The organism is Arachnia rubra, from assembly GCF_019973735.1.
Lineage (GTDB): Bacteria > Actinomycetota > Actinomycetes > Propionibacteriales > Propionibacteriaceae > Arachnia > Arachnia rubra.
Window position 1 is genome coordinate 473461 of sequence record NZ_AP024463.1, and the last position, 23825, is coordinate 497285.

Here is a 23825-nt window from a genome sequence, read left to right on the forward strand (position 1 = left end):
CACCCAGCCTCGGCCTGTAAGCGCTTGATGTTCCGCCACCTGATCCGACGACACTTCTACCATACCTGGGTCGGGATGCTGCCTCCGCCACATTCTCACCCAGCTGACCCACAGTTCACCGGGACCAGATTATAAGATATTCGCCACCATTCGTGATCGGGCGAGACCCCTTCAAAAACCTCCGCAACGATGTGTTCTCTAAACTCTTTACTAAACTTTCGAAGCCGGCATAATACAGACTTTTTACCTCACATATTCAAACAAACCCAGGTTCTTCACCACAGCCCACGAAACATCGGGCACTCCAATGGTCTGTTTGTTGGTTTATCTGGTTCCAGATCTTTAACTCTATGGATTTTCCAGGGAACTTGATCCTCCTCAGCGGTCGTTCAGGCCGTGCAGTCGAGGATCTCCTCCGGGGCGGCCCGGCGGGCTCTGCGGGGTGCCTCGGAGAGCCGTTCCGGTTCCTCCGCGGACTCGTTGGCGACGCCGAAGGGAACGTGGACCGATGGGGTGCGCATGGCCAGATCGAGGTGGCGCAGCTGGTCGTCGAAGAAGATGTGGGGGCTCAGCGCCTCCAGGACGGGGGCCTTTGGCAGCCCGCCGAGGAAGAAGGCATCGTCCACCTTCAGGCCCCAGGCGCGGAGACTGTTGACGGCACGCTCATGGGCGGGCGCCGACCGGGCGGTCACCAGCGAGATACGCAGCCTCGGTTCGTAGCTGGGCCGTCTCGCCGCTAGCTCCGCCTCCGCCTCCTGGATCCGGTTCAGGCCGCCCAGGAACCTGGCGAGGGGACCCGGGGCCAGGGGAACGTCGGCCAGTTCCGCCTCCCGCAGCGCGTAGCGTCCCAGGCCCTCCTCCCGGAACACACGCTCCGACGAGTCGTCAGCCAGGACGCCGTCGAAGTCGAACGCGATCCGGATCTCCTGGCCCGGGTCGGGCCTGGAGCCGTCACGCAGCACCGTGCCTGCCGGATGCCCCTTCTCCAGGGCTTCGGCGACGTCGTCCTTGTTGGCCGACAGGAACAGCGACATTCCCAGCGCCGGCATGAACTCGAAGGCAGCCCGCCCCTCCCGGAAGGCCGCGCGGGTGATCGGAAGCCCTGCGGAGTCGATGGAGCGCATCACCCGCAGCCCCGACTCGGCGCTGTTGCGGGACAGCACGATCACATCCACCGCGTCCATCAGCACGTCGTTGAGGCTCAGGAGCCGGCGGATGAACGGCTGCGCCGGTCCGGGCTGCAGCGGCTGGTCGAGACGCTCCTCCTGGTAGGCGCGATACGCCGCGACCCCCTGCTCTCGGAAGACTCGGTCGGACTCAGCGAGGTCGAACAGCGCACTGCTCGCCACTCCGATGGTCAGCAGCGCCATGCCTGGACCTCCATTGCGAAAAGTTGGGGAAGCAACCGCAACGATACAGGCCTCCAGGACTCAAAGTTAGGAAACCGTCTCCAAAGGTAAAGCTTGGGTTGAGGGGTCGCAGACCATCGTGTTGGAACGACGAGAGCCGGGCCAGCCCGTGGGCCGGCCCGGCTCAGCCGGGCTCTTGGAGCGCTCGCTCAGGCGCCGATGATCCGCAGGGTGTCCTGGGCCATCGCCAGCTCCTCGTTGGTGGGGACCACGAGGATTGTGACGGGGGAGTCAGGGGTGGAGATCACCCGCGGCTCCTTGGAGCGCACAGCGTTCTTCTCCTCGTCGATGACCAGGCCGAGGTGACGCAGCCGCTTGGACGCCTCGGAACGCACCAGGGACGCGTTCTCGCCGATGCCGGCGGTGAACACCACCGCGTCGATCCCGCCCAGCACCGCGATGTAGGCGCCGATGTAGCTGATCAGGCGGTGGATGTAGACGTCCATCGCCAGCCGGGCGTCAGCGTTGCCGGCTTCGATCTGCGTCTCGACGTCACGCATGTCCGTGTATCCGCACATGCCGCCCATGCCCGACTGCTTGTTCAGTAGGGAGTCGATCTCGTCGATGGAGTAGCCCTTGTCGGAGAGGAACTTGAAGACGCCCGGATCGATGTCGCCGGAGCGGGTTCCCATCACGAGCCCCTGCAGCGGGGTCAGGCCCATCGACGTCTCCACCGCCTGGCCGCCGTCGACAGCCGAGATGGACGCGCCGTTGCCGAGGTGGCAGACGATGGTCTTCAGGTCCTCTACGGGGCGCCCCAGGACCTCCGCGGCCTTCTTCGACACATAGGAGTGGGAGGTGCCGTGGAAGCCGTAGCGGCGCAGCTCGTACTTCTGCGCGACCTCTTTGTCGATGGCGTAGGTGTAGGCCTCGGCGGGCAGTTTCGCGAAGAACGCGGTGTCGAAGATCGCGACGTGTGGGACGTCGGGCAGCAGCGCCATCGCGGCCTCGATGCCCGCGATCCCCGGCGGGTTGTGCAGCGGCGCCAGGGCCTGCAGCTCCACCAGCTTCGCGATCACCTCGTCGTTGATGAGGGTGGACTCCTGGAAGGCGGAGCCGCCGTGGACGGTGCGATGGCCGACAGCCCTCACGCCGTCCAGCGAGGGCCCGTACTTCCCGAAGGCGGCGACGACGGCGGCGAACGCGGCCGTGTGGTCGGGGAAGGGCTGCTCTTCGACGAACTCCTGGTCGCCGACCTCGTGCTTCAGCTTGCCCTGGTCCTGCCCGATCCGCTCAACGATGCCGACTGCGAGCGCGCTCTGCGTTCCCGGGTCGAACAGCTGATACTTCATGGACGAGGAGCCGCAGTTGAGCAGCAGGATGTGATTGGACACAGGACTTTCCTTGGGTTGGGGTCGATGGACAGTTCCAGGGTTCAGTCGCTCTGGGCCTGGATGGCGGTGATGGTGATCGTCGAGACGATGTCATCCACCAGCGCACCACGGGACAGGTCGTTGACGGGCTTGCGGAGCCCCTGGAGCACAGGGCCGATGGCGACGGCACCGGAAGTGCGCTGCACGGCCTTGTAGGTGTTGTTTCCGGTGTTCAGGTCCGGGAAGATGAAGACCGTGGCGCGGCCCGCCACCTCAGAGCCCGGCATCTTCTTCGCGGCCACCACCTCGTCGACGGCCGCGTCGAACTGGATGGGGCCCTCCACCTTGAGGCCGGGTGCCTTCTCGCGGGCGATCCGGGTGGCCTCGCGGACCTTGTCGACGTCGGCGCCGAAACCGGAGTCGCCCGTCGAGTAGGACAGCATCGCGACGCGCGGCTCGATGCCGAAGCTGGTGGCGGTCTGGGCCGACGAGATGGCGATGTCGGCGAGCTGCTCGGGTGTCGGATCCGGGTTGACGGCGCAGTCGGCGTAGACCACCACGCGGTTGCTCATTGCCATCAGGAAGGAACCGGAAACCACCGATACGCCCGGCTTGGTCTTCACGAACTCCAGCGATGGCCGGATCGTGTTGGCAGTGGTGTTAACCGCCCCCGAGACCATGCCGTCGGCCATGCCGAGATGCACCATCATCGTGCCGAAGTACGACAGGTCGGCGAGCTTCTGGCGGGCGTCTTCGATGGTGACGCCCTTGTGGGCGCGCAGTTTTGCGTACTCGGTGGCGAATCGCTCCAGCAGCTCCGGGTCCTTCGGGTCGACGACGGTGGCCTTGGTCAGGTTGAGGCCCAGCTCCGCGGCGCGGCGGGAGACCGCCCCCGCCTCGCCGAGGAGGATGATGTCGGCGACGTGACGCTGCAACACCACGTCGGCGGCGGCCAGTACCCGGTCGTCCGTGGACTCGGGCAGCACGATCCGCTTCGACTCCCGCCGGGCCATCTGCATCAGCTGGTGGTCGAACATGTTCGGGGTGCGGATCTCGGCGCGCGGCAGCTCTATGGCCGCCAGCAGCGCGTCCTCGTCGACGTGACGGTCGAACAGGGTGCGTGCCAGCTCCACCTTCCGCGGCGAGCTGGTGGCCACCCCGCTCACCTCGCGCAGCGCGATGGCCGTGGAGAAGGTGTCGTTGACGGTCGATCCGATGGGAAGGTCGACCTCGGAGTCGCTGAGCAGCTTCGCCACCGCATCCGGGATCTCGAATCCGCCGGTCAGCAGCAACGAAGCCAGCGGGCCGTAGGTGGCTGAGCGGTGCGCCATGATCAGCGCCGGCAGCAGGTCCAGGCGGTCGGCCGGGACGATGACAGTCGCCTCCTTCTGGAGGTAGGGCAGCAGGTTCGGCAGGGTCATGCCCGCCACGAGCGTCGTCAGCGACTCCCGGCTCAGGCCCTCCTGGCTGCCCCGCCACAGCGTCGCGTCAACGGCCTCGAAATGCTGGCCGACCGACGGGGCATCCAGCAGATCGTTCTGCTCAAGCACCGCGACGAAGACATCCCGTACCTTGCCCAGCGCGTCGGCGAGCTCGTCGGCGAGGAGCGGCTCGGCGCGGGTGGCGATGATGCCCACGACTGTGTTGTGACGGGCCTCGAAGGCCTCGATGGCCTCCTCCGCCATGCGCTGGACCTCCACGGTCGAGCGGTCCGCCGCGCGGCACACGTACAGCACCGGCGCGTTCAGGTTGGCGGCGATGACGGCGTTGTGGTCCAACTCGGTGCCGATGGTCAGATCGTCGAAGTCGGAGCCGAGGATCACGACCGCATCGAAACGCTCCGCCAGAGCCGAGTATTTCGTGACGATGGTGTCGATGGCCGCCTCGGGGTCGCTGGCCCAGTCGGCGTAGGTGACCCCGACGGTGTCCGCGACCTCCTGATGCCGCAGGGTCTTAGTTGCCAGCAGCGCCTCCGTGATGCCGTCGGCCTCCAGGGACTCCACCAGCGGCCGGAAGAAACCCACCGACCGGACTTGACGCGCGAGCAACTCCAGCACGCCTAGAGCGATGGCGCTCTTGCTGACCTGCCACTCCGATGAAGCAATGTAAACGCATCTGGTCACGAACCCCAGCCTAGCGGACTGCCGGCGTGCCGGCTGTCTCGTGAAGCAGGGAAGGACCGGGTTAATGCCCCACGGGAGGTCCGGGTCCGGTAGCGTTACCCCCGGCCTCCATGGCTGGGGGCGAACTGGCTTGGGAAGAGCTCCGAAAGGAAGGCAATGTCGCGCACCGAGACCGACCTGCTGGGCGACCGCGAGGTCCCTGATGATGCCTGGTATGGCATCCACACGCTGAGGGCAATGGAGAATTTCCCCATCTCCGGGGTGACCGTGAACTCAGTTCCTGAGCTGATCCGCGGCATGGTCCTGGTGAAGAAGGCGGCTGCACTCGCGAACCGGGAGCTCGGGGTGCTGCCGGGCTGGGTGGCGCGGGCCATTCTCCAGGCTTGCGACGAGGTGCTCAAGAAGGGACGGTGCATGGACCAGTTCCCGATCGACGTCTTCCAGGGCGGCGCCGGCACGTCGGTCAACATGAACACCAACGAGGTCCTGGCGAACCTGGCGCTGGAGCATCTCGGGTTCTCGAAGGGCCGCTACGACATCGTCGACCCCAATGACCACGTCAACCACAGCCAGTCCACCAACGACACCTTCCCGACGGGATTCCGGGTGGCTCTCGACCACGTGTTCGGGAAGCTGTCGGACGCGGTCGAGGAGCTGTCGGATGCCTTCTACGACAAGGGCGAGGAGTTCGAGCACATCCTCAAGCTCGGACGCACCCAGCTCCAGGACGCGGTGCCCATGACGCTCGGCCAGGAGTTCACAGCCTTCGCGGTGAACCTGGAGGAGGAACTGCGGCACCTTGAATACGCGCGCTCGCTGCTGCTGGAGGTGAACCTGGGGGCGACCGCCATCGGCACCGGGCTGAACGCGCCGCCCGGATACCGGGAACTAGCCGTCAAATACCTGGCGGAGGTCACGGAGAGGCCGTTCGTCACCGCCGCCGACCTGATCGAGGCGACCTCCGACACCGGCGCCTACGTGATGGCGCACGCGGCCTGCAAGCGCCTGGCCTCGAAGCTGTCGAAGATCTGCAACGACTTGCGCCTGCTCAGCTCCGGGCCGCGCGCCGGGCTGAACGAGATCAACCTGCCCGCGATGCAGGCTGGTAGCTCGATCATGCCCGCCAAGGTCAACCCCGTCATCCCGGAGGTCGTCAACCAGATCACCTTCAAGGTGCGCGGGAACGACTTCACCGTCGGGCTGGGAGCCGAGGCAGGGCAGCTGCAGCTGAATGCGATGGAGCCGGTGATCGCGCAGGCGCTGTTCGAGTCGATCCGCCTGCTGACCTCAGGCTGCGATGTGCTGCGGACCCGCTGCGTCAGCGGCATCACCGCCAACAAAGAGATCTGCGAGCGCTACGTCCGTGACTCGATCTCCGTGGTGACCCTCCTCAACGACTACATCGGGCACCGCGCCGGCGACGAGGTGGGGCAGGAAGCGGCCAAGTCGGGCAAGTCGGTGCGCGACATCGTCCTGGAACGCGGTCTCCTGGACGAGACCACCGTGGACCGGCTGCTGTCCTTCGAGAACCTGACCGGAAACGAGAAGATCAGCGAGGTCGCAGGATGACAGCGGGGAATCCTGGTGGATGCCCAGGTCAGAGGGCGATGAGACGGTCGCTGATCCTGTCGTAGGTGTCCACGTCAATGCCGACGCAGTTCGTCAGATCATCAGGATGCAGGAATTTTCCGAGTTCCTGGCGGGTGCTGATGATCTGGTCTGCTTGGGCTTGGGTGAGGTCCAGCATTTTCACGAAAGTTGTGGCTGGGACGCTATTGATGTCCACCAGACCGCCATCGTCGTATTGACGTGGGAGGTCAGGCCTGCCGATCCGGAGCTCGCGCGCCATCCGCGGGTCCTCTTGCGCCAGCTTCAGAGCATCGCTTCGCCTCTGCAGGGCAGCGCGTGCTTGGGCCAGGGCGGCCTCGTTCCGGTTGGCGGTCATGAGGGTAGGTCTTGGCTGCGCCTGCAGTTGTGTAGCACCATTTCCCCAGTCGAGCTGTTGTGCTGTCATCATCGTGTAAACCGTGGAGGCGATGAGGTTGGTGATCGCCAGCAGGGTGCCAGCGGTAGAGCCGCTGTCAGTGTCAGTTGAAACAAGCATGAATGTCGCAACCGTGGCTATGCCTGAGCCGGCGCACCAGGCCCAAGCGCGCTTGGTGCCCTGCTTGAGTGCGATGGCGAAGGGGCCAACCACAGCAAACAGCCCCGCGGACAGAACAGGAACCAGCCATAACCAAGCCGGTGGTTTGCTTCGCATCGTTGCACCTCTCCCGGAAACATACAGACCGCACCCAGCGGACAGTGCAGATCTTATCGTGCGCCCTCGTCGGATCCTTGGCCGGGGTCAGCTAAATAGGATGTTCTGAGGGGCAAGGGCTTACTGACCTGCGAGGACTTCTGTCCTATCTTGTGGAGCTCTTTACCTCGTCGGTGAATAGCAGATAGATGAGCCAGATCGTCAAGCCCACTTCAATGGTGAAGATTAATGTGTTGATTAGGGCGTACAACATAGTGATTCCCTCAATGTTGCTGGGATTTCCTAGCGGCACCACATTCAGGATCTCGAATGCCAGTATGATGATCAGGTTGGCGAAGCTGAATCCGAGCAGCTGGCCATATCCCCGCTTTTTGAAGAAGAAACGCAGGCCACAGGTAAACAGACCGAGTCCGAAGGCGAAGGGGAAGAAGCTGAGGTTGACGAACGGTGAGGACGAGGTGGCTCCGATGATCGTGAAGTAGATCACCTCGAAAAGCCGTCTCAAGCCTTCGGGGAGAGCCATCGCTCCAACGATGATTGCCAGGAGCGCTGCCGTGGTGGTCTTGGGCGAGTTTGAGGCCGAGGATGGTCCGTCATATGGATATGCGGTGTTGTGATATCCGTTCGGCTGGCCAGGTCCGGGTGCGAAGCCGGATTGCTGAGGGAATGACGGCGGGCCTTGGAGGCCATTTCCTGGTGCTGGCTGCCCAGGATTTCCCGGTGTGTAGTGAGTGCTCACTCACATTGCCTTTCTGGAGGTTTCCCTATCACGCCAGAGTGACAAGATAGCAATTAGTTTAACAGCTGAGGAGGTCATGCATGAGTAGTCGGTGGACAGCGGAATTCCTCGTCGGCATCAGGTTGCCTGCGGCTGTGAATAAGCCTTACGGGTTTTCACTGCCCAGCTGCTCTCTCAGCCAGGCGATCTCGGCCGCGTGGTTCTCCGGCGGAGTCTCCAGCATGACCGGAGCCTTCGCCTCGCGCAGCAGCGCCAACAGGACCTCCGGGTCGAGCTGGCCCTGGCCCAGCGGGGCGTGACGGTCACGCCCCGACCCCGCCATGTCGCGGGAGTCATTGCAGTGGACCAGGTCGATGCGCCCGGTGATGCCCAGGACCTCGGGGGCCACCGTTTCCAGGTCCAGCCCGGCGGCGTGCGCGTGGCAGGTGTCCAGGCACAGCCCAACGCCATCGAGGTTCCCGGAGCCGTCGAGGGTGTCCCAGAGCGCCCGGATGGACTCCAGGTATCGCATCATCGCCTTCTTGCCGCCCGCGGTGTTCTCGATCAGGATCGGCACCTTCAGATCCAGGCCGTCGACGCACTTGCGCCAGTTGTCGTAGCCCCGCTGCTGGTCCTCATCGGCGGTGACGTGCCCACCGTGGACGATCACGCCCCGCGCCCCGATCGCAGCCGCCTCATCGATGGTCTGTTGCAGCAGCTTGCGCGACGGGATCCGGATCCGGTTGTTCGTGGATGCGACATTGATGACGTAGGCGGCATGCACGTAGAGTCCGACCCCCGCGTCCTCGGCCTGCGCCTTCAGTGTGGCGGCGTCAGGAGCGGCGGGGCGTTTCCACGACTGCGGGTCGCCGAACATCACCTGGGCGATGTCCGCCCCGACGGCGCTCGCCTGCGAGATCGCAGCCGCCACGTCAACATGCGCACCAATCAGCATGGAACCAGCCTAGGAGATCCCACTGGCAGGGACCGGCTGACCCGCGACGCATCGCGGGGCGGTTTTGCCTGCGCCAGCTCAGGCCGCCGCATCTCGCGCGGCCGCGGCCGTCAGCTGGGCCATGCCACTCAGACCCGCGTCGGCTCCCAGCGATGCCGCCTCGATCCGCAGCGACTCGGTCATCAGCGGATGGCAGCCGTCGTAGATCCGGGCCCGCACGGCTGTGATGAAGTGCTGCGACGACGCCAGGCCGCCGGTCAGGAACAGCGCCTGCGGGTTGAAGAAGCTCACCACCGAACTCAGAACCTCACCCAGCAGCGACCCGGCGGTGCGGATCATCGTGGTGGCCTCCGGGTCGCCGTTGTGGGTCAGCGCCAGGACATCCGCGGTGGTCTCGACCCCGGCTCCCTGCTCCTGCAGCCCCGCGACGATGCCCGCCCCTGACGCCACCGTCTCCAGGCAGCCGATCTTCCCGCAGGTGCAGGGCCGCTCCCCGGCGGCATGGATCACCGTGTGGGTGACGTCCCCGGCGGCGAAGGTGGCCCCCCGGTACAGCTGCCCTGCGACGATGATGCCGGATCCGATGGCCGTGCCCGCCTTGATGGTGATGGAGTCGCCATCGGTCCCGAACTGGGCCCGGTGCTCCCCGAGCGCCATCGCGTTCGCGTCGTTCTCCACGATGGCTGGCACCCCGAAGAGCTCCGTGAGCGCCTCCCGCACCGGGAACCCGGCCCAGCCCGGCATCCGTGACGGCAGCCTCACCGTCCCCGGGTCCGGCTGCACTGGTCCCGGCAGCGCCAGGCCCACTCCCAGCAGTGGCCCCTTGGCGTCCTGCTCGCGCAGGAGGCCCGCTAGGGACTCCATCACCTTCTCTGGGCCGTCGGCCACCGCGACCGGTGCGGTCGCGGAGTGCAGCAGCCCTCCCGCCTGGTCGGCCACGCCGAGCCGGGCGTGGTGCCCGCCCAGGTCGGCGACGAGCAGGTGCCCGAGGGGCCGGTTCAGGCGCAGCCGCCGCCGCGGCCGCCCGCCGCCGGAGGAGACCATCCCGTCCTCAATGATGACGCCCTCCTCGATCAGCTGCCCGACCCAGGTGGATGCCGTCGACGGGGCGACGTTGAGCAGGCGTGCCAGATCAGCGCGTGACGTGGCTGATCCGTCGGCCAGCAGCTCTGGGATGCGCGGATGGGGGCGTGCCATGCCGACACTTTAACCGATTCCAAATTAACTGACTGCAATTGTAAAAAATTTTCCATATGCCCAGGACAGGCGGGAAAAGCAGGCCTTAGGTCACGGTTCTGCAACGGACCAGGGTCTCCGCTTGCGTTGGCCGATCGGCTTACCCTACGCTCACTTACGCCATTAAGGCGCACAACTTAGTTCGCTGACAAATTAAGTCAGAGGAGGAGCAATGAAGTTCAAGATCCGCAAGGCCATAGCGCTCGCGGCCGTTGCCGCGTTGGCGCTCACCGGCTGCTCCAGCAAGGGGGGCGGCAGCGACACCACCGGTGAGAACGGCAAGACGAGGATCGTCGTCGACATGTGGGCGGGCGGCCAGAAGGACACTGACGCCCTGAAGAAGCAGGTGGAGATCGCCCAGAAGGCCCTCCCCGACATCCAGATCGAGCTTCGCACCGCTCCCTGGGGTGACTTCTTCACCAAGCTCACCACCAACATGGGCACCGACAACATGGCCTGCGTCACCGGTATGAACTCCGGGAAGCTCACCGACTATAAGTCCGGTTTCGCGGAGCTCACCGAGGCCGACCTGGCTACCGCCGGCCTGAAGTCCTCCGACTTCGCGAAGGACGCGACGCAGATCCTGAGCAACGGCGGCACCATGTACGGCCTGCCCTTCGACATGGCCACCATGCTCGTCTACCACAACGCCGACATGATCAGCTCCACCGGCGCCCCCCCAGCCCAAGAACGGGTGGACCTTCGACGACTTCGAGGCCACCGCGGCGGCCGCCACCAAGGACGGCAAGCAGGGCTTCGGGATCGGCATGGGCGACTTCCAGTGGCAGGCCCTTCCCATCTCCAAGTCCGGCACCCAGCCGGTTACCGCCGACGGCAAGCTCGACATCGCGAACCCGGCCTTCGCCGAGGCCTCCACCTGGTACGCGGGCCTGGTCACCGAGAAGAAGGTCGCGCTTCCTGCCGCCTCGGCCTCCGAGGCGGGCTGGGGTGAGGACCAGTTCTCTAACGGCAACGCCGCGATGGCCGTCGATGGCACCTGGAGCGCCGTCAGCTACCTCAAGAACGACGCCGGCTTCAAGGTTGGCATGACGAACCTGCCCGCACCCGCCGGCGGTAAGGCGAAGGGCCTGATCCTCGGCTCCGGGTATGGCATCGCCAAGAGCTGCAAGGACAAGGAGTCCGCGCTGAAGGTGATGGGCGCCCTACTCAGCAAGGAGGCCCAGGACTACGTGGCCAGCTCCGGGCGTTCCTACCCGGCCCGCGCCGAGTCCCAGCCGCTGTACTTCGAGTCCATCGATGAGCAGTACCGCGACGTCGTCAAGCAGGCCTTCGACGCCGCCTTCGCCAACGTCGAGGGCCAGAACGTGTCCCCGAACTGGTCCAAGGTCAACTCCTACATCCAGCCTGAGCTGGTCAACGTCTACACCGGCGCCAAGCCGATGTCCGAGGTGCTGACCTCTGCCCAGCAGCAGTTCCAGCAGTGACGGGGAACGGAAGCTGATGTCCTCCTCCAAAGGGGCCCTGAGTAGGGCCGAGTCCCGCCAGGCGCTGGGTTTCGTGAGCCCGGCCCTGGTGGGCCTCGGCCTGTTCACACTCTTCCCGGTGGGACTGTCCATCGTGATGAGCCTGTTCAACTGGCCCACCTTCGGAACGCGCACCTTCAACGGCTTCGGGAACTACCTGAAGCTGTTCACCGTCAGCCCCGACTTCTGGCCCGCCATGCGCAATACGTTCGTATTCGCCATTGCCTATGTGCCCATCAACATCGCCTGCTCGCTCGGGCTTGCGGTGGCGCTCAGCTCCCGCATCCGGGGGCGTGGCGCGCTGCGGGTGCTGTTCTTCATCCCCGTCGTCACCCCGATGGTGGCGAATATCCTGGTCTGGAAGATGCTGCTGCAGCCGCAGGGCGCTCTCAACGGCGCCAGCCAGGCCTGGCTCGGGATCAACCTGCCCCACTTCCTCGCCGACCCCTTCTGGGCGATGACGATGGTTGTGGTCATGTCGGTGTGGCAGGGCCTCGGGTACAACATGCTGATCTTCTCGGCGGTGCTGGAGCAGCTCCCGGAGAGCGTCATCGAGGCCGCCCGCATCGACGGCGCGACGGGCCTGAGGCTGTTCTTCCGCGTGACGCTGCCGATGATCTCCCCAGCGCTGTTCTTCGCGACGGTGATGACGATGATTGGATCGCTGCAGGTCTTCGCCCAGCCGCAGCTGCTGACCGGCGGCGGCCCCGGCAACGCGACCCAGCCCATCGTCCAGTTCATCTACAACAACGGTTTCAAGTTCCAGGACCTCGGCCTGGCCGCTGCCGCCGCCTGGATCCTGTTCGCGGTGATCATCGTCCTGACCGCCTTGCAGTTCAAGGCCCAGAAGAAGTGGGTGCACTATGAGCACTGAGCGCACGGCCGGCGGTCGGGTACGCCTGGTGCTGGCGCACGTCAGCATCTACCTCGCCGCCCTGGTCTTCGCCTCGCCGCTGATCTACGCGGTGTTCTCGGCCATGAAGCCGAACAACGAGATGTTCTCCAGCCCGCCGCGGCTGGTCGGGTCGCAGCTCAAGTGGACCAACTTCATCGAGGTGTTCACCTACGGCCCGTTCATCACCTACCTGCTGAACTCGCTCTTCGTCGCGGTCACCGGCACCCTGCTGGTGCTGGCCATCTCCTCCACCGCCGCCTTCGCGTTCGCGCGCCTGAGGTGGAAGGGTCGCGAGGCGGTGTTCCTGCTGTTCCTCGCCACCCTGATGGTGCCCGCCGAGGTGGTGATGATCCCGATGTACACCCTGATGGACTGGTTCGGCTGGATCAACTCCTACCAGGCGCTCATCATCCCGTTCGCGTTCAGCGCCTTCGGCACCTTCCTGCTGCGGCAGTTCTACCGGGGCATCCCCTACGAGCTGGACGAGGCCGCCCGCGTCGATGGCGCCGGCTCGGTGCGCATCTACTGGAGTGTCATCCTGCCGCTGTCCCGCTCCGCGCTGGCGGTGCTGGCCGTGTTCACCTTCCTCGGCTTCTGGAACTCCTACCTGTGGCCGCTGATCGTCACCGTCGACTACTCCACCCTCGGGACCCTGCCCGTCGGCCTGGCGACCTTCTCTAGCCAGCAGGGCACCCGCTGGGACCTGCAGATGGCGGCTGCCGTGATCTCGATGCTGCCCACCACCATCCTGGTGATCGCGCTGCAGAAACACCTGGTCAAGGGCATCGCGATGGCCGGGCTGGGTGGTCGCTGATGCTGGACATCCCCTGGGACGGCGGACCCCGCCGCGACCTCGTGGTGGCCGGCGTCGACATCGGCGGCACCAAGGTCACCGCGGTGCTGGCCGGCGCCGACGGCGTCATCCTGGCCTCCGGCACCACTGCTTCGGGGCAGGGCGGCCAGGCCCTGATCGAGGCCGCTGCTGGCCTGATAGCCCGCCTGGAGTCGGAGTCCGGGCTGCGGGCGGTGTCGGTGGGCGCCGGGGCGGCGGGCGTGATCGACCCCAGGACCGGCGAGGTGCTCGCCGCGTCCGGCAACTTCCCCGACTGGGAGGGCCGCCGTCCCGCCGAGGCCATCGCCGAGCGGATCGGCCGGCCGGTGAGGCTGATGAACGACGTCAACGCGTTCCTGTGCGGGGAGGCCCGCTGGGGTGCGCTGCGCGGGGTCCGCGACGGCCTGGCCATCATGCTCGGCACCGGCGTCGGGGGTGCGCTCCTCATCGGCGGCCAGCCACACCAAGGGCCACGAGGCGGGGCGGGGGAGATCGGCCACACCCCCGGCTATTCCAGCCACCGCTGCACCTGCGGCGGCGTGGGACACCTGGAGACCCTCGCCGCTGGCCGCGCCCTGGGTCAGCGCTACAGCGAACTCACCGGCCAGCCCGGGACCACGGGCGCCGACGTGGCCGCCGCGGCCAGGACCGGTGACGCGGCCGCCGTCAAGGTCTTCACCGACGCCGCCCGTGGCCTGGCGCAAGGCATTGTCGTCGCAACCACCCTGCTGGACCTGACCGACGTCGTCGTCGGGGGTGGGGTCGCGGGCGCGTGGGATGTCCTCGGACCCCTGGTCGCCGCCGCCCTGGCCGCCGACCCGCCAGTCACCGTCCCGGTTCCCGGCGTGCATCGCGCCACCCTGGCCAGCCCTGCCCTCGGGGCAGCCGCCCTAGCCCTCGACCTGAAGGAAACCGTCTCATGACCACAGCCGCCGACATCTGGTGCCCGCCCCTGCCGCCCGTCGCCGACGGGGGACTCGCCCGGCCGAGGATCGCCATAGCGGGCATGTCGATCGAGTCCAGCACCTTCTCCCCGCATCTCAGCGGCGACGAGGCCTTCACCCGCCGCGAGGGCAGCGACCTGCTGGCCTACTACCCATTCCTGGCTGAGGGCCGGGAGCTGCGGGAGGCCGTCGAATGGGTGCCGCTGCACCACGGACGCTCCCTGCCGGGCGGGGCGGTGAGGCCCGAGACCTACCAGAGCATCAAGGAACGCATCCTGGAGCTGGCGGCGTCCGAGGGGCCGTTCGACGGCCTGTTGCTCGACATCCACGGTGCGATGAGCGTCGTCGGGATGCGCGACGCCGAGGGCGACCTGGCGGCGGCGCTGCGCCAGGTGACCGGCCCCGGCTGCCTGGTCTCGGCCACCCTCGACCTGCACGGCAACGTCTCCGCCAGGCTCGTCGAGCAGGTGGACCTGATCACCTGCTACCGCATGGCGCCGCACGAGGACGTCATGAACACCAAGGAACGCGCCGCCTGGAACCTGATCGCCCGGCTGCGCTCCGCGGTCGGATCCGACGTGGCGGCCCGGCGTCCCTGGAAGGCTTTCGTCCCTGTCCCGCTGCTGTTGCCTGGGGAGAAGACCTCCACCCGTGTCGAACCCGCTGCCTCCATCTACGCCCGCGTGCCCGAGATCGAGGCCCGCGACGGGGTGATCGACGCGGCCCTCTGGGTGGGCTACGCCTGGGCTGACGAACCGCGATGCCAGGCCTCCGTCGTCGTCACCGGCGACGACAGGGACGCCGTGACCGCTGGGGCCGCGGAGCTGGCCGAGGCCTGGTGGGCGGCCCGCGACGACTTCTGCTTCGTCGGCCCCGCCGACACCCTCGAGGCCGCGCTGGAGACTGCGCTGGCCGACGACGCGCCCCGGCCGTTCGTCATCTCCGACTCGGGCGACAATCCGACCGCCGGCGGCGCTGGGGACGTGTCCTGGACCGTCCGGGAACTACTGGCCGACCCGCGCCTGGCCGACGGGTCGCGGACGGTGCTCCACGCCTCCACCTTCGATGCCGCGGCCGTCGCGGAGTGCTTCGAGGCCGGGGTCGGCGCGACGGTGGACGTGCGCGTCGGCGGCAACGTGGACCAGGTGGCGCCGCCCGCCAAGGTGCGTGGTGAGGTGTTCTCCCTCACCGAGGGCGACCCCGTCGCGGGCCGGCAGGCCGTGGTGCGCTGCGGCAGCGTGTACGTGATCATCACGGAGCGGCGCAAGCCGTTCCACCGCCTGGCCGACTTCCGCGTCCTCGGGCTCGAACCCGAGGACGCCGACATCGTGCTGGTGAAGATCGGCTACCTGGAACCTGAGCTGTTCAACCTCGCCAAAGCGTGGGTCATGGCCCTGACCCCCGGCGGCGTCGACCAGGACCTGCTGCGGCTGGGGCACCGCAACCTGGTGCCCGGCACCTGGCCCTTCGACCGCTCCAACCCCACTCCCGACCTGACGCCGTCGGTGACCCGCCGGGAGGGCTGATGCTGAACTTCGACGAACGCACCGGGCCAGCGCTCGGGGTGACTTACCCTGACGTCACCGTCCCGGACTGGTATCGCGACGCCAAGCTGGGCGTCTTCATCCACTGGGGCATCTTCTCCCTGCCCGCCTGGGCGGAACCCCACGACGGCAGGGTGCCGGTGGAGGACGGCTACGCGCGGCACCGCTACGCCGAGTGGTACGGCAACACCGTGCGCATCCCCGGCTCGCCCTGCCACACCCAGCACGTCGAGCGCTTCGGCCAGGGAACCACCTACGAGGACCTCGCGGACCGGTGGCGTCCCGACGGCTTCGACGCCGGCGCGATGATCGAGGCGGTGCTGCGTTCCGGGGCCCGCTACGTGGTGCCGGTGACGAAGCACCACGACGGCTTCTGCCTGTGGGACACCGCCACCACTGGATTCAACGCCGCCCGGCGGGGTCCGCGGCGCGACCTGATCCGGCAGCTCGCCGACGCCACCCGCGCCGCCGGGGCACGATTCGGGGTGTATTTCTCCGGTGCGCTCGACTGGCACGTCTCGGACTTCCCGCCCATTCAGTCCGACCGTGAGCTGTTCCTGCTGCGCCGCAACGACGAGGCGTTCGCACGCTACGCGGCGGCGCAGCTCATCGAGCTCATCGACCGGTTCGAGCCGTCGGTGCTGTGGAACGACATCGAATGGCCCGACGGCGGCAAGGGAACCGACGACTTCGGGGTGGCGGCGCTGTGGCGGCGCTACCTGTCCAAGGTTCCCGACGGGGTCGTCAACGACCGCTGGGGGGTGCCCGCGCATGGGCACCTGACCCGCGAGTACAGTGACGTCGAGGGCGTGCAGGCTAAGGTGTGGGAGTCCACGCGCGGGCTGGGCTTGTCGTTCGGATACAACGCCGAGGAGGACGCAAGCCACTCCCTGGACGCCGCCGAGCTGATCCGCTACTTCGTCGATGTCGTCGCCAAGAACGGCAACCTGCTCATCAACGTTGGGCCGCGCGCGAACGGGTCGGTCCCGGAGCTCCAGCAGCAGGCCCTGGACGGCCTGGGTGCCTGGCTCAAGATCAATGGTGCGGCGGTCTTCGGGACGCGGCCGTGGCTGCGCTCCGGTGACGGCGACGTGCGCTACACGCACGCCAAGGACACGCTCTACCTGCACTGCCTAGCCCCCGGGGCCGGGGAGCTGAGGCTGCCCGCCGAGCGCGCGGCGGCGGAGTCCGTGACGTGGCTGGGTGGGGGAGCGACGCCGGTTCGCGACGGGGTGGCCGCCATCCCGGAGCGGCTTCGCGCCCAGCCGGTGGCTGTCGCGGCCGTCCCGGGGTGAGCCCGGGGCCTGGAACGTCACAGCGGCACCTTCCGAGTCAGCTGAATCTTGAGACAAAGCCAAAGGGGCCGGACATATTGTCCGGCCCCTTTGTTGTGGGCATCAGTTGCTGCCGGTCCTCGGCAGGCCCGGTTTCTTGGGGGGAATGCTCGGCTGGGGGGCCGGGACACTCCCCGAGGGAGTCGGTGCCGGAATGGTCACCGACGGGGTCGGGCTGGGGGTGACCGAGGGCGTGGGGGTCGGTGTTACTGATGGGGTTGGGCTCGGGGTGACTGAGGGGGTTGGGCTCGGGGTGACTGAGGGCGTTGGGCTGGGGGTGACCGAAGGGGTGGGAGTCGGCGTCACCGACGGGGTCGGGCTCGGCGTCACTGAGGGCGTGGGGCTGGGTGTGACCGAAGGGGTGGGAGTCGGCTGTGGCGCCGGCTTGGGGGCCCAGCTGACCTCGCCCTGGCCCGTCACCGTGACCTGCTGGGTCTTGACGATGATGTTCGTCTGCCAGCGTCCGTTCTTGGCCACCAGCAGCTGACCCGCATGGGCATTCCCGGTGAGGCTCGCGGTCACGGTTGCCTTCCCCGCGGGGGCGTCGGCGGGGACCTTCAGGAAGAGATCCACACCGGTCGGGACGGCGGAGAGATCCACCTCGTTGCCCTGGGCATCCACCAGCGGGTAGGGGAGCTTGGCGACGGTGACGGTGGGCTGCGTGGCGGTCAGCCGGATCGGGCCCACCAGCTCGCCACTCGTGCCCGGCGCGGTGGGGGCCACGACCTGCACGCTCGGGCCAGAGGTCTCTGCCAGACCGGTGTTCGCCGATCCCAGCAGGTAGTCATACACCTTCTTGACGCGCTGCGCCCGTTCGGAGGTGGTGTCGTGGCGAGCACCCTCCCAGTCGTGGAGCCCGTTGAAGGCAAAGTTGTCCGTCAGGTGCCAGATGGCTGCCTGGGCGGCGGTGATCGCCTCCCGGTCGGTCAGGCCGGAGGCACCCGCGGCCGAGGCGATCTGGGTGAGATCCACCTGCGGGTAGCTACGCTGGACGATCCAGTTCACCTTCTCCCGGATCTGATGGCTCTTGCCGAACTCGTTTTTACCGGGGAAGGCCGACCAGCCAGTCTGCGTCATCTCGCCGCCCCACTCGGAGTGGACGTCGAGCTCGATGCAGTAGGCCAGGATCTTGCCGCCGTTGGCGTCGGTGTGGATCGTCAGCAGCTGCGTCCCCAGCGGGCCGTCCCGGTACAGGTCGTGTCCGTAGACGAGTTCGGAGTCCTGCCCGAGCTTCGGATAGCCCGGCTGGTACTCATCGGCGCGGGCGGCTGGCGAGCCAATCGCCAGAATGCTGGCGATCAGCGTAGTGATGATGGCTAGGAACCCTTTGGTGAGTCTCTGCGGCGAGAGCGTACCCATGGTTTCCTGCCCCCCTTTCTGAACCTGGCGCTCATGTGATTGAAAGCGCAAAAATTTAACTTTTGGAAAGTTATCGTATGGCTCAGGAAATGTCACTTTGGCAATGGGAAACGAGCAAACTGGCCGAAAGATAATCGTGATGGCATACGAAAAGGGGCCGGGCAGCAGCCCGGCCCCTTTCCCTTGGGGATGCTATATCAGTTGTTACCAGTCCGCGGCAGGCCCGGCTTGTCGCCAGGATCCTTGCTCGGTGCAGGAGCGGTGACGGTCTTGGTCGGCGTTGGAGCGGTCACGGTGACCGTCGGCGTCGGCTTCGGGGTTTCCTTCGGGGTGTCATCGCCCGCAGGCTTCCACTCCAGCTTGGCCGCGGCCTCAGCGGTCACCTTCTGCTCGTTGCCGCCGATGATGATCGTCTGGCTGCGCACATTCTGGTCACCGGGGACCAGCAGCTTGCCGGCATACTGGCTGCCGGTGGCGGTGGCCTTGAACTCCTGCTCGCCCGACTTCACGTCCGAGGGGACATCCAGGTACAGGTCCTGGTTGGTGGGGACGGCGTTGAGATCAACCTTGGTGCCCTCCTTGGTCACCAGCGAGTACTTGACCTCGCTGGTCACCTTGACGGTGGCCTGGCTGGACTCGAAGCGCACCGGGCCGACCTTCTCGCCGGCCTTGAAGGTGCCGGACTGGCCCTTGATCTCCAGGGTGGGCTTGTCGTTGCTCTCCTTCTGGCCGACGTTCTTGTCGCCGGTCAGGAAGTCGTAGAGCTTCTGGATCCGCATAGCCGCTTCGCCAGTGATCTCCTGCCCTGCGGCGCCGGAGAGTTTGTTCTGCCTGGAGGAGGAGTACTGGAACTCATTGGTGAAGTGCCAGATGGCCGACTGGGTAGCGGTGATGGTCTCTTCCTGGGTCAGGCCCTGCACGCCGGAGACATTGATGACCTGCTGAAGGTCGACCTGGGGGAAGCTGTGCTGAGCGATCCAAGCAACCTTTTCGCGGGCGCTCTGGTCTTTCTTGAAGTGGTTCGTCTCAGCGCCTGGGAAACCGCCCCAGCCTGTGACCTTCAAATCGATGCCGAACTTGATATCGACGTCGAGTTCGACGCAGTAAGCCTTGATGTCGCCCTTTCCGCTCTCGCTGGCGTGAACCCCGAACAGCTGAGTGGGCACTATGCCGCCGTCCTTGGCCTTCACGTCATAGCCGCGGACGCTGTCCTCGGGCATCCCGAGCTTCGGGAAGCCTGCCGGGTAACCATTTTCGGGGTCATCCGCGTGAGCGGCCTGAGCGCCAAAGGTAAGGGATGCTGCGAGTACCGCAGCGACTGATGCCAGGAACTTTCGCGCCCTGGCTCGCGATGAAGCAGCTTTCATTAACTTCCTCAATTCTTTAGGATTCCACGACCCACAGGGGGTTGCTAGCTGCCCGCTCAAACGGGGTGCTCTGCGAACTATAACCCATGTGGGTGCACTTTTGGCAGGGGGTCTGGAAGTAAGGCGGTCCAGGGGGTGTTTCCCCTAGTCAGAGCTCACTTGCTTTGGTTAATTGAAAATTCCACTACCGTTTGCCGGGGGTGGTTCAGGTGTGATATTGGGGCTGCGGGGAAGAGGTGATGCTCGCCTGAGGGGTCGTTCACGACACCTTGCAGACGAGTGCCTCGTAAGGTTCCATGACGGCAGAGCGCTCCTTGGTGGTCCCGACCACGATTGTTAGGGGAAGCTCACGGTTGCGCCGCCGCAGCGGACGGCCTGACAGGTTCACCTCGATGAACCAGCGCTCGCCGTCTTGCTCCCGGAACCAGGCGAAGTAGTTCTTCACCTTCTGGTCGATGAAGCGGATGGACCCCATGCTCAACGCCGGGTGTGAGTGGCGAAGCTGGATCAGGTCGCGGTAGTAGCGCAGCACCGAGTCCGGGTTGTGCTCCTGCGCGGCGACGGAGTACCCCACCGAGTCATCGTAGGCCTTGATCCAGGGCGTGCCTTTGGTGAAGCCCCAGTTCTCGCTCCGGTTCCAGCGCATCGGGACCCGGGCGTGGTCGCGGGAACCCGCCAGGACCTTCTTCCAGGCCCCTGGGCCCTCGGCCTTGAGGATATTCAGCGACTCCACGTCGCGCAGCGCCGTCTCGTCGGGGAAGGCCTGGTTGATGGCCCCGATCTCCTGGCCCTGGAAGATGAACGGGGTGCCGCGCATGGTCAGCAGGATCGTTGCCAGGGTCTTGCCCAGCTGGGTCCGGAACCGGGGGTCGGGATTGACTTTGGAGATCATCCGCGGGTTGTCGTGGTTTTCGAAGAACAGCGACATCCAGTCATCGGAGCTGAGCCGCGACTGGTAGTCGATGTAGTAGCGCTTCAGGAAGTTCAGGTCGTAGGCGTAGTCGTCCCAGCGCACGTGCCCCGAAGTCTCGAGGTGATCGAAGCTGAAGATCAGGTCCATCTCACTGCGCTGCGGGCTGGTCAGCAGTCGTCCCACCTCGACGCCCGCCCCGGGGGTCTCGCCGATCATGACGGGGGAGGCATCGGCTCCCACGGCCTCCTGCCCCGGCTCCACGCCGCTGCGGGTGAATCCTTCGCGCCGCAGCTCCGCCAGGTACTCGTGCAGGTGCGGGCCGTGGAAGTAGTGCTCGATGCCCGTGAACCCCAGCAGCTTGCCGACGATGGCGTTGCCGTTGGGCAGGCCCTCGCGCTTGGAGATGTAGTTGATGACGTCCAGGCGGAAGCCGTCGATTCCCTCTGCCAGCCAGAACTTCACGATGTCAGCTACCTCGCGGCGCACAGCCGGGTTCTGCCAGTTGAGGTCCAGCTGCTCGGGGGTGAACAGGTGCAGCACCCACTTGTCGCCGATGCGGCGCCAGGCTGGGCCTGAGAAGAAGGATGTCCAGTTGTTGGGCAGGGTCTCGGCGTCGCCGTCGCGCAGGAAATAGTAGTCGCCGTGCTCGCCCTCAGGATTGGCCAGGGCGTCCTGGAACCAGGGGTGCTCGTCGGAGGTGTGGTTGGCCACCAGGTCGAGGATGATGCGCATCCCGCGCTCGTGGCAGGCCGCGATTAGACGCCGCAGATCGTCGACGGTGCCCATCTCGGTCATGATGGAGCGGTAGTCGGAGATGTCGTAGCCCATGTCCTTGTTCGGGGACGCGAAGATGGGGGAGAGCCACACGCAGTCGATGCCGAGGTCCTCTAGGTAGGGCAGCTTCTCCAGGATGCCGGGCAGGTCGCCGATGCCGTCGTCGTTGCTGTCCGCGAAGGAGCGTGGGTAGACCTGATAGAACACCGCCCGCTTCCACCAGGTCACGGGGGTGGGGCCGTCGAGGACCGGTGGAGCATCCGGACTGTTGTTCATAAGCTCCACCAGGCTGTCGACGAAGTCCTTCCCGAAGAACCAACCGAAGTATTTCAGCCGTAGCCGGAAGACCAGGGGGTTGCGTATCCAGAAGGCGCTGATCCCGGTCTGCAGTAGTAGTTTTTCGATGATGTCACGTCCTAGCGGGTCCGCGTATACGTCTGCGATGGTGGAGTTGCGATCGATGTTCACAGGCCCATCCTTATCGTTTCTAGTCGCGAGGTGGAAGCGATCTCATATGAAATGAGTGAAGAACCAGGGGATCCCAGGTGCGGCGGGGCGGGTTGCGTCGGTATCGCATCCCGGTGCAGTGGGATCGGGATGCCCAGGTGCGGTGGGGGGCGGGTGATTGCTAGGTTCTTGCCATGAAACTACGTGGGATGGGCATCGTTGCCCTCATACTGCCACTCGTCTTGGTCCTCAGCTCCTGCGTCCGGATGCGCCAGGAGATCAACATCAGCAGTCCCGACAAGATCGAGATGAAGATCGACTTCGGGGTGTTGAAGGACCAGGCCAGCATGGCAGGCATCGATGACGCCGAGGGCGCCTGCAAACAGGGGATGAGCTCGACTGGTGTCTCCGGGGACTTCAAACAGGAGAGCTACCAGGACGACCGGTACATCGGCTGCAAGATGTCCGGGACCATGGCTCCCTCCAGCACGAAATTCCTCAGCTATGACGAGGCGTCCAAGCGATGGACCTTCCACATCAGCGGAAGCAGCCTCGGGGAGGGCACCAGCAGCCAGGTCGGGACGCTCAGTGAGAGCATGTTCACTGACTTCGAGGTCAAGGTGACTTTCCCCGGCAAGGTGCTTACCGCCAGCGGCGACGGCCAGATCTCGGGCAACACCGTCACCTGGAGCAGCGCGAAGGACCTGCTCTCCAGCGACGGGCTGATGGCAACCGCCGAGAACGATCCCGACCTGACGTGGCTGTGGATCACGATGGCGGTGGTCGTGGTGGCTGGCGTGGTGGTCACCTTCCTCCTGATCAGAAGGGGCAGGACCCGCCCTGCCGGGCCGCCAGCCGGCCCCGGTGCCCCGTGGAATGGCCCCGGTCAGCCAGGTCCGCAGGTCGGATTCCAGAATCAGCCCCAGCCACCTGGGTATCAGCAGCCCGGATACCAGCCGGGTCAGTCTGGCTATCCACAGGGCAACCCGCAGGGTCAGTCTGGCTACTCGCAGGGTCAGCCTGGATCGCAACCTCAGCCGGGTCAGCCTGGCTATCCGCAGAACAGTCCGCAGGGTCAGCCCGGCTACTCGCAGGGTCAGCCTGGATCGCAACCTCAGCCGGGTCAGCCTGGCTATCCGCAGCCTGGCCCGCAGGGCCGGAGCCCGTGGCAGCGTCCTGGTAGCTGACCTGCTCCGGTGGGCCGGACAGATCCCGGCCCACCGGCCCCATGGGCGGGCTCCCTCAGCCGGGGAAGGGGCCCACGGGCTCGGGGATGAGCTTCTCCGCGAGAGCCGGGGGCAGGGGTAGTAGCTCCGGCTGGTTCAGCTCCTCCGGCATGATCCAGGGGGTCTTGCCAGTGCGGGGCTGGGTGGTGCGCCGCAGGCGCTCGCTGTCGCTGACCAGCCAGTTCGTCCAGGCCCGCTCCAGCAGGTGAGCCAGCTCCAGGGTGCGTTCCACCGGGGCCTCCGGCCAGTCGTCCGGCAGCAGGGGTACTGCCGGAAAGGCTGGCTCAACCAGTTTCTGGCCTTTGCGGGAGGCCGCGTAGGACCGCACCGCGGACACGATCGCCAGCTGATGGGCGCGGGTGGCGTCGATGAACTCCTCCAGCAGCGAGGCCGGATGCCCGCCGCTGACCGGCAGGCCCGCGAGGTCGCTGCCGGGTGTGGCGACGACGATGCGGTCGCAGGTCAGGGAATGCACCTTCCGCCGGGCATTCTCGTCGGCCAGGTCCACCACGACGGCGTTGGTGCTGGAGGCCTCGGTGGGGTCTGTGCGGCTGATCAGCCAGACCGCCAGGGCATCTGAGCGCCGGTCCACTGCGGCGAATCCGAGCATGTTCCCTCCTCAGGTCGCTGGCGGCGCAGATCTGCGTCGTTGGACGGGACATAACAATGGCCCTTGACTGGGGTCTCTGACA

The 23825-nt window shown here is 66.2% G+C and carries 18 protein-coding genes and 2 pseudogenes; 9 read left to right on the top strand and 11 right to left on the bottom strand.

Annotated features, from left to right (window positions below; genetic code table 11):
• Window positions 1–389: 389 nt before the first annotated feature.
• The 3 genes from SK1NUM_RS02010 to pta form a co-directional block, all read right to left on the bottom strand.
• Window positions 390–1370 carry a 5'-nucleotidase gene (locus tag SK1NUM_RS02010; RefSeq protein ID WP_212324684.1) on the bottom strand — a complete coding sequence of 327 codons (981 nt, stop codon included), beginning with the start codon at window positions 1368–1370 and terminating at the stop codon, window positions 390–392.
• A 188-nt stretch (window positions 1371–1558) separates the two neighbouring features.
• Entirely contained in the window at window positions 1559–2743 is a 1185-nt protein-coding gene (locus SK1NUM_RS02015) for an acetate/propionate family kinase (RefSeq protein WP_212324686.1), read from the bottom strand.
• A 41-nt stretch (window positions 2744–2784) separates the two neighbouring features.
• A complete protein-coding gene (gene pta, locus SK1NUM_RS02020; RefSeq protein WP_212324688.1) occupies window positions 2785–4845 on the bottom strand; it encodes a phosphate acetyltransferase in 2061 nt (686 codons plus the stop codon).
• Between the two features lie 156 nt (window positions 4846–5001).
• Between pta and aspA the strand changes: the two genes are divergently transcribed.
• Window positions 5002–6414: an aspartate ammonia-lyase gene (gene aspA / locus SK1NUM_RS02025; RefSeq protein WP_212324690.1), complete on the top strand. Its 1413-nt coding sequence runs from the start codon at window positions 5002–5004 to the stop codon at window positions 6412–6414.
• 28 nt (window positions 6415–6442) lie between these two features.
• Here the strand turns inward: aspA and SK1NUM_RS02030 are convergent, their stop codons facing one another.
• The 4 genes from SK1NUM_RS02030 to SK1NUM_RS02045 form a co-directional block, all read right to left on the bottom strand.
• The gene (locus SK1NUM_RS02030) at window positions 6443–7105 is read right to left on the bottom strand and encodes a ComEA family DNA-binding protein (RefSeq protein WP_212324692.1); all 663 of its coding nucleotides are present in this window, start codon (window positions 7103–7105) and stop codon (window positions 6443–6445) included.
• Between the two features lie 145 nt (window positions 7106–7250).
• The gene (locus tag SK1NUM_RS02035; RefSeq protein ID WP_212324695.1) at window positions 7251–7628 is read right to left on the bottom strand and encodes a hypothetical protein; all 378 of its coding nucleotides are present in this window, start codon (window positions 7626–7628) and stop codon (window positions 7251–7253) included.
• 361 nt (window positions 7629–7989) lie between these two features.
• Complete coding sequence (locus SK1NUM_RS02040; protein ID WP_212324697.1) at window positions 7990–8778, bottom strand: deoxyribonuclease IV; 789 nt, start codon at window positions 8776–8778, stop codon at window positions 7990–7992.
• Window positions 8779–8856: 78 nt separating this feature from the next.
• Window positions 8857–9975, bottom strand: a complete 1119-nt coding sequence (locus tag SK1NUM_RS02045) for an ROK family transcriptional regulator (RefSeq protein ID WP_212324699.1) — start codon at window positions 9973–9975, stop codon at window positions 8857–8859.
• Window positions 9976–10315: 340 nt separating this feature from the next.
• Here SK1NUM_RS02045 and SK1NUM_RS15140 point away from each other — a divergent pair.
• The 7 genes and pseudogenes from SK1NUM_RS15140 to SK1NUM_RS02075 all read left to right on the top strand — a co-directional run.
• A pseudogene (locus SK1NUM_RS15140) lies at window positions 10316–10618 on the top strand (sugar ABC transporter substrate-binding protein); the annotation flags it as partial.
• A gap of 145 nt (window positions 10619–10763) precedes the next feature.
• A pseudogene (locus tag SK1NUM_RS15145) lies at window positions 10764–11459 on the top strand (extracellular solute-binding protein); the annotation flags it as partial.
• A gap of 16 nt (window positions 11460–11475) precedes the next feature.
• On the top strand, window positions 11476–12372 hold the full coding sequence (locus SK1NUM_RS02055; protein WP_223927740.1) for a carbohydrate ABC transporter permease: 897 nt from the start codon (window positions 11476–11478) through the stop codon (window positions 12370–12372).
• Entirely contained in the window at window positions 12362–13207 is an 846-nt protein-coding gene (locus SK1NUM_RS02060) for a carbohydrate ABC transporter permease (RefSeq protein WP_212324703.1), read from the top strand. The genes SK1NUM_RS02055 and SK1NUM_RS02060 overlap by 11 nt, the downstream gene beginning before the upstream one ends.
• Window positions 13207–14148: an ROK family protein gene (locus SK1NUM_RS02065; protein WP_212324705.1), complete on the top strand. Its 942-nt coding sequence runs from the start codon at window positions 13207–13209 to the stop codon at window positions 14146–14148. Before SK1NUM_RS02060 ends, SK1NUM_RS02065 begins: the two co-directional genes overlap by 1 nt.
• Window positions 14145–15695, top strand: a complete 1551-nt coding sequence (locus tag SK1NUM_RS02070; RefSeq protein WP_212324707.1) for a M81 family metallopeptidase — start codon at window positions 14145–14147, stop codon at window positions 15693–15695. Before SK1NUM_RS02065 ends, SK1NUM_RS02070 begins: the two co-directional genes overlap by 4 nt.
• Window positions 15695–17008, top strand: coding sequence for an alpha-L-fucosidase (locus SK1NUM_RS02075; RefSeq protein WP_212324709.1), 1314 nt, complete (start codon window positions 15695–15697; stop codon window positions 17006–17008). Before SK1NUM_RS02070 ends, SK1NUM_RS02075 begins: the two co-directional genes overlap by 1 nt.
• A 102-nt stretch (window positions 17009–17110) precedes the next feature.
• On the opposite strand, the gene SK1NUM_RS02080 is transcribed toward SK1NUM_RS02075, so the two are convergent.
• The 3 genes from SK1NUM_RS02080 to SK1NUM_RS02090 all read right to left on the bottom strand — a co-directional run bounded on the left by SK1NUM_RS02080 (window position 17111) and on the right by SK1NUM_RS02090 (window position 21928).
• Entirely contained in the window at window positions 17111–18406 is a 1296-nt protein-coding gene (locus SK1NUM_RS02080) for a thioester domain-containing protein (RefSeq protein ID WP_212324717.1), read from the bottom strand.
• Window positions 18407–18603: 197 nt separating this feature from the next.
• The gene (locus SK1NUM_RS02085; RefSeq protein WP_212324719.1) at window positions 18604–19773 is read right to left on the bottom strand and encodes a thioester domain-containing protein; all 1170 of its coding nucleotides are present in this window, start codon (window positions 19771–19773) and stop codon (window positions 18604–18606) included.
• 259 nt (window positions 19774–20032) lie between these two features.
• On the bottom strand, window positions 20033–21928 hold the full coding sequence (locus SK1NUM_RS02090) for an alpha-glucosidase (protein ID WP_212324721.1): 1896 nt from the start codon (window positions 21926–21928) through the stop codon (window positions 20033–20035).
• A 173-nt stretch (window positions 21929–22101) separates the two neighbouring features.
• On the opposite strand from SK1NUM_RS02090, the gene SK1NUM_RS02095 reads away from it, so the two are divergent.
• On the top strand, window positions 22102–23094 hold the full coding sequence (locus SK1NUM_RS02095) for an LppM family (lipo)protein (RefSeq protein ID WP_212324723.1): 993 nt from the start codon (window positions 22102–22104) through the stop codon (window positions 23092–23094).
• Between the two features lie 55 nt (window positions 23095–23149).
• Here the strand turns inward: SK1NUM_RS02095 and SK1NUM_RS02100 are convergent, their stop codons facing one another.
• Window positions 23150–23743: a hypothetical protein gene (locus tag SK1NUM_RS02100; protein WP_212324725.1), complete on the bottom strand. Its 594-nt coding sequence runs from the start codon at window positions 23741–23743 to the stop codon at window positions 23150–23152.
• Between the last annotated feature and the right edge of the window lie 82 nt (window positions 23744–23825).

Bases quoted from the DNA above. Each gene is read 5' to 3' on its own strand.
- SK1NUM_RS02075 (WP_212324709.1), top strand. From the start codon at position 15,695: ATGCTGAACTTCGACGAACGCACCGGGCCAGCGCTCGGGGTGACTTAC.
- SK1NUM_RS02040 (WP_212324697.1), bottom strand. From the start codon at position 8,778: ATGCTGATTGGTGCGCATGTTGACGTGGCGGCTGCGATCTCGCAGGCG.
- SK1NUM_RS02070 (WP_212324707.1), top strand. From the start codon at position 14,145: ATGACCACAGCCGCCGACATCTGGTGCCCGCCCCTGCCGCCCGTCGCC.
- SK1NUM_RS02010 (WP_212324684.1), bottom strand. From the start codon at position 1,370: ATGGCGCTGCTGACCATCGGAGTGGCGAGCAGTGCGCTGTTCGACCTC.
- SK1NUM_RS02030 (WP_212324692.1), bottom strand. From the start codon at position 7,105: ATGCGAAGCAAACCACCGGCTTGGTTATGGCTGGTTCCTGTTCTGTCC.
- SK1NUM_RS02100 (WP_212324725.1), bottom strand. From the start codon at position 23,743: ATGCTCGGATTCGCCGCAGTGGACCGGCGCTCAGATGCCCTGGCGGTC.
- SK1NUM_RS02085 (WP_212324719.1), bottom strand. From the start codon at position 19,773: ATGAAAGCTGCTTCATCGCGAGCCAGGGCGCGAAAGTTCCTGGCATCA.
- SK1NUM_RS02045 (WP_212324699.1), bottom strand. From the start codon at position 9,975: ATGGCACGCCCCCATCCGCGCATCCCAGAGCTGCTGGCCGACGGATCA.
- aspA (WP_212324690.1), top strand. From the start codon at position 5,002: ATGTCGCGCACCGAGACCGACCTGCTGGGCGACCGCGAGGTCCCTGAT.
- SK1NUM_RS02035 (WP_212324695.1), bottom strand. From the start codon at position 7,628: ATGGCTCTCCCCGAAGGCTTGAGACGGCTTTTCGAGGTGATCTACTTC.
- SK1NUM_RS02060 (WP_212324703.1), top strand. From the start codon at position 12,362: ATGAGCACTGAGCGCACGGCCGGCGGTCGGGTACGCCTGGTGCTGGCG.
- SK1NUM_RS02065 (WP_212324705.1), top strand. From the start codon at position 13,207: ATGCTGGACATCCCCTGGGACGGCGGACCCCGCCGCGACCTCGTGGTG.
- SK1NUM_RS02055 (WP_223927740.1), top strand. From the start codon at position 11,476: ATGTCCTCCTCCAAAGGGGCCCTGAGTAGGGCCGAGTCCCGCCAGGCG.
- SK1NUM_RS02080 (WP_212324717.1), bottom strand. From the start codon at position 18,406: ATGGGTACGCTCTCGCCGCAGAGACTCACCAAAGGGTTCCTAGCCATC.
- SK1NUM_RS02095 (WP_212324723.1), top strand. From the start codon at position 22,102: ATGAAACTACGTGGGATGGGCATCGTTGCCCTCATACTGCCACTCGTC.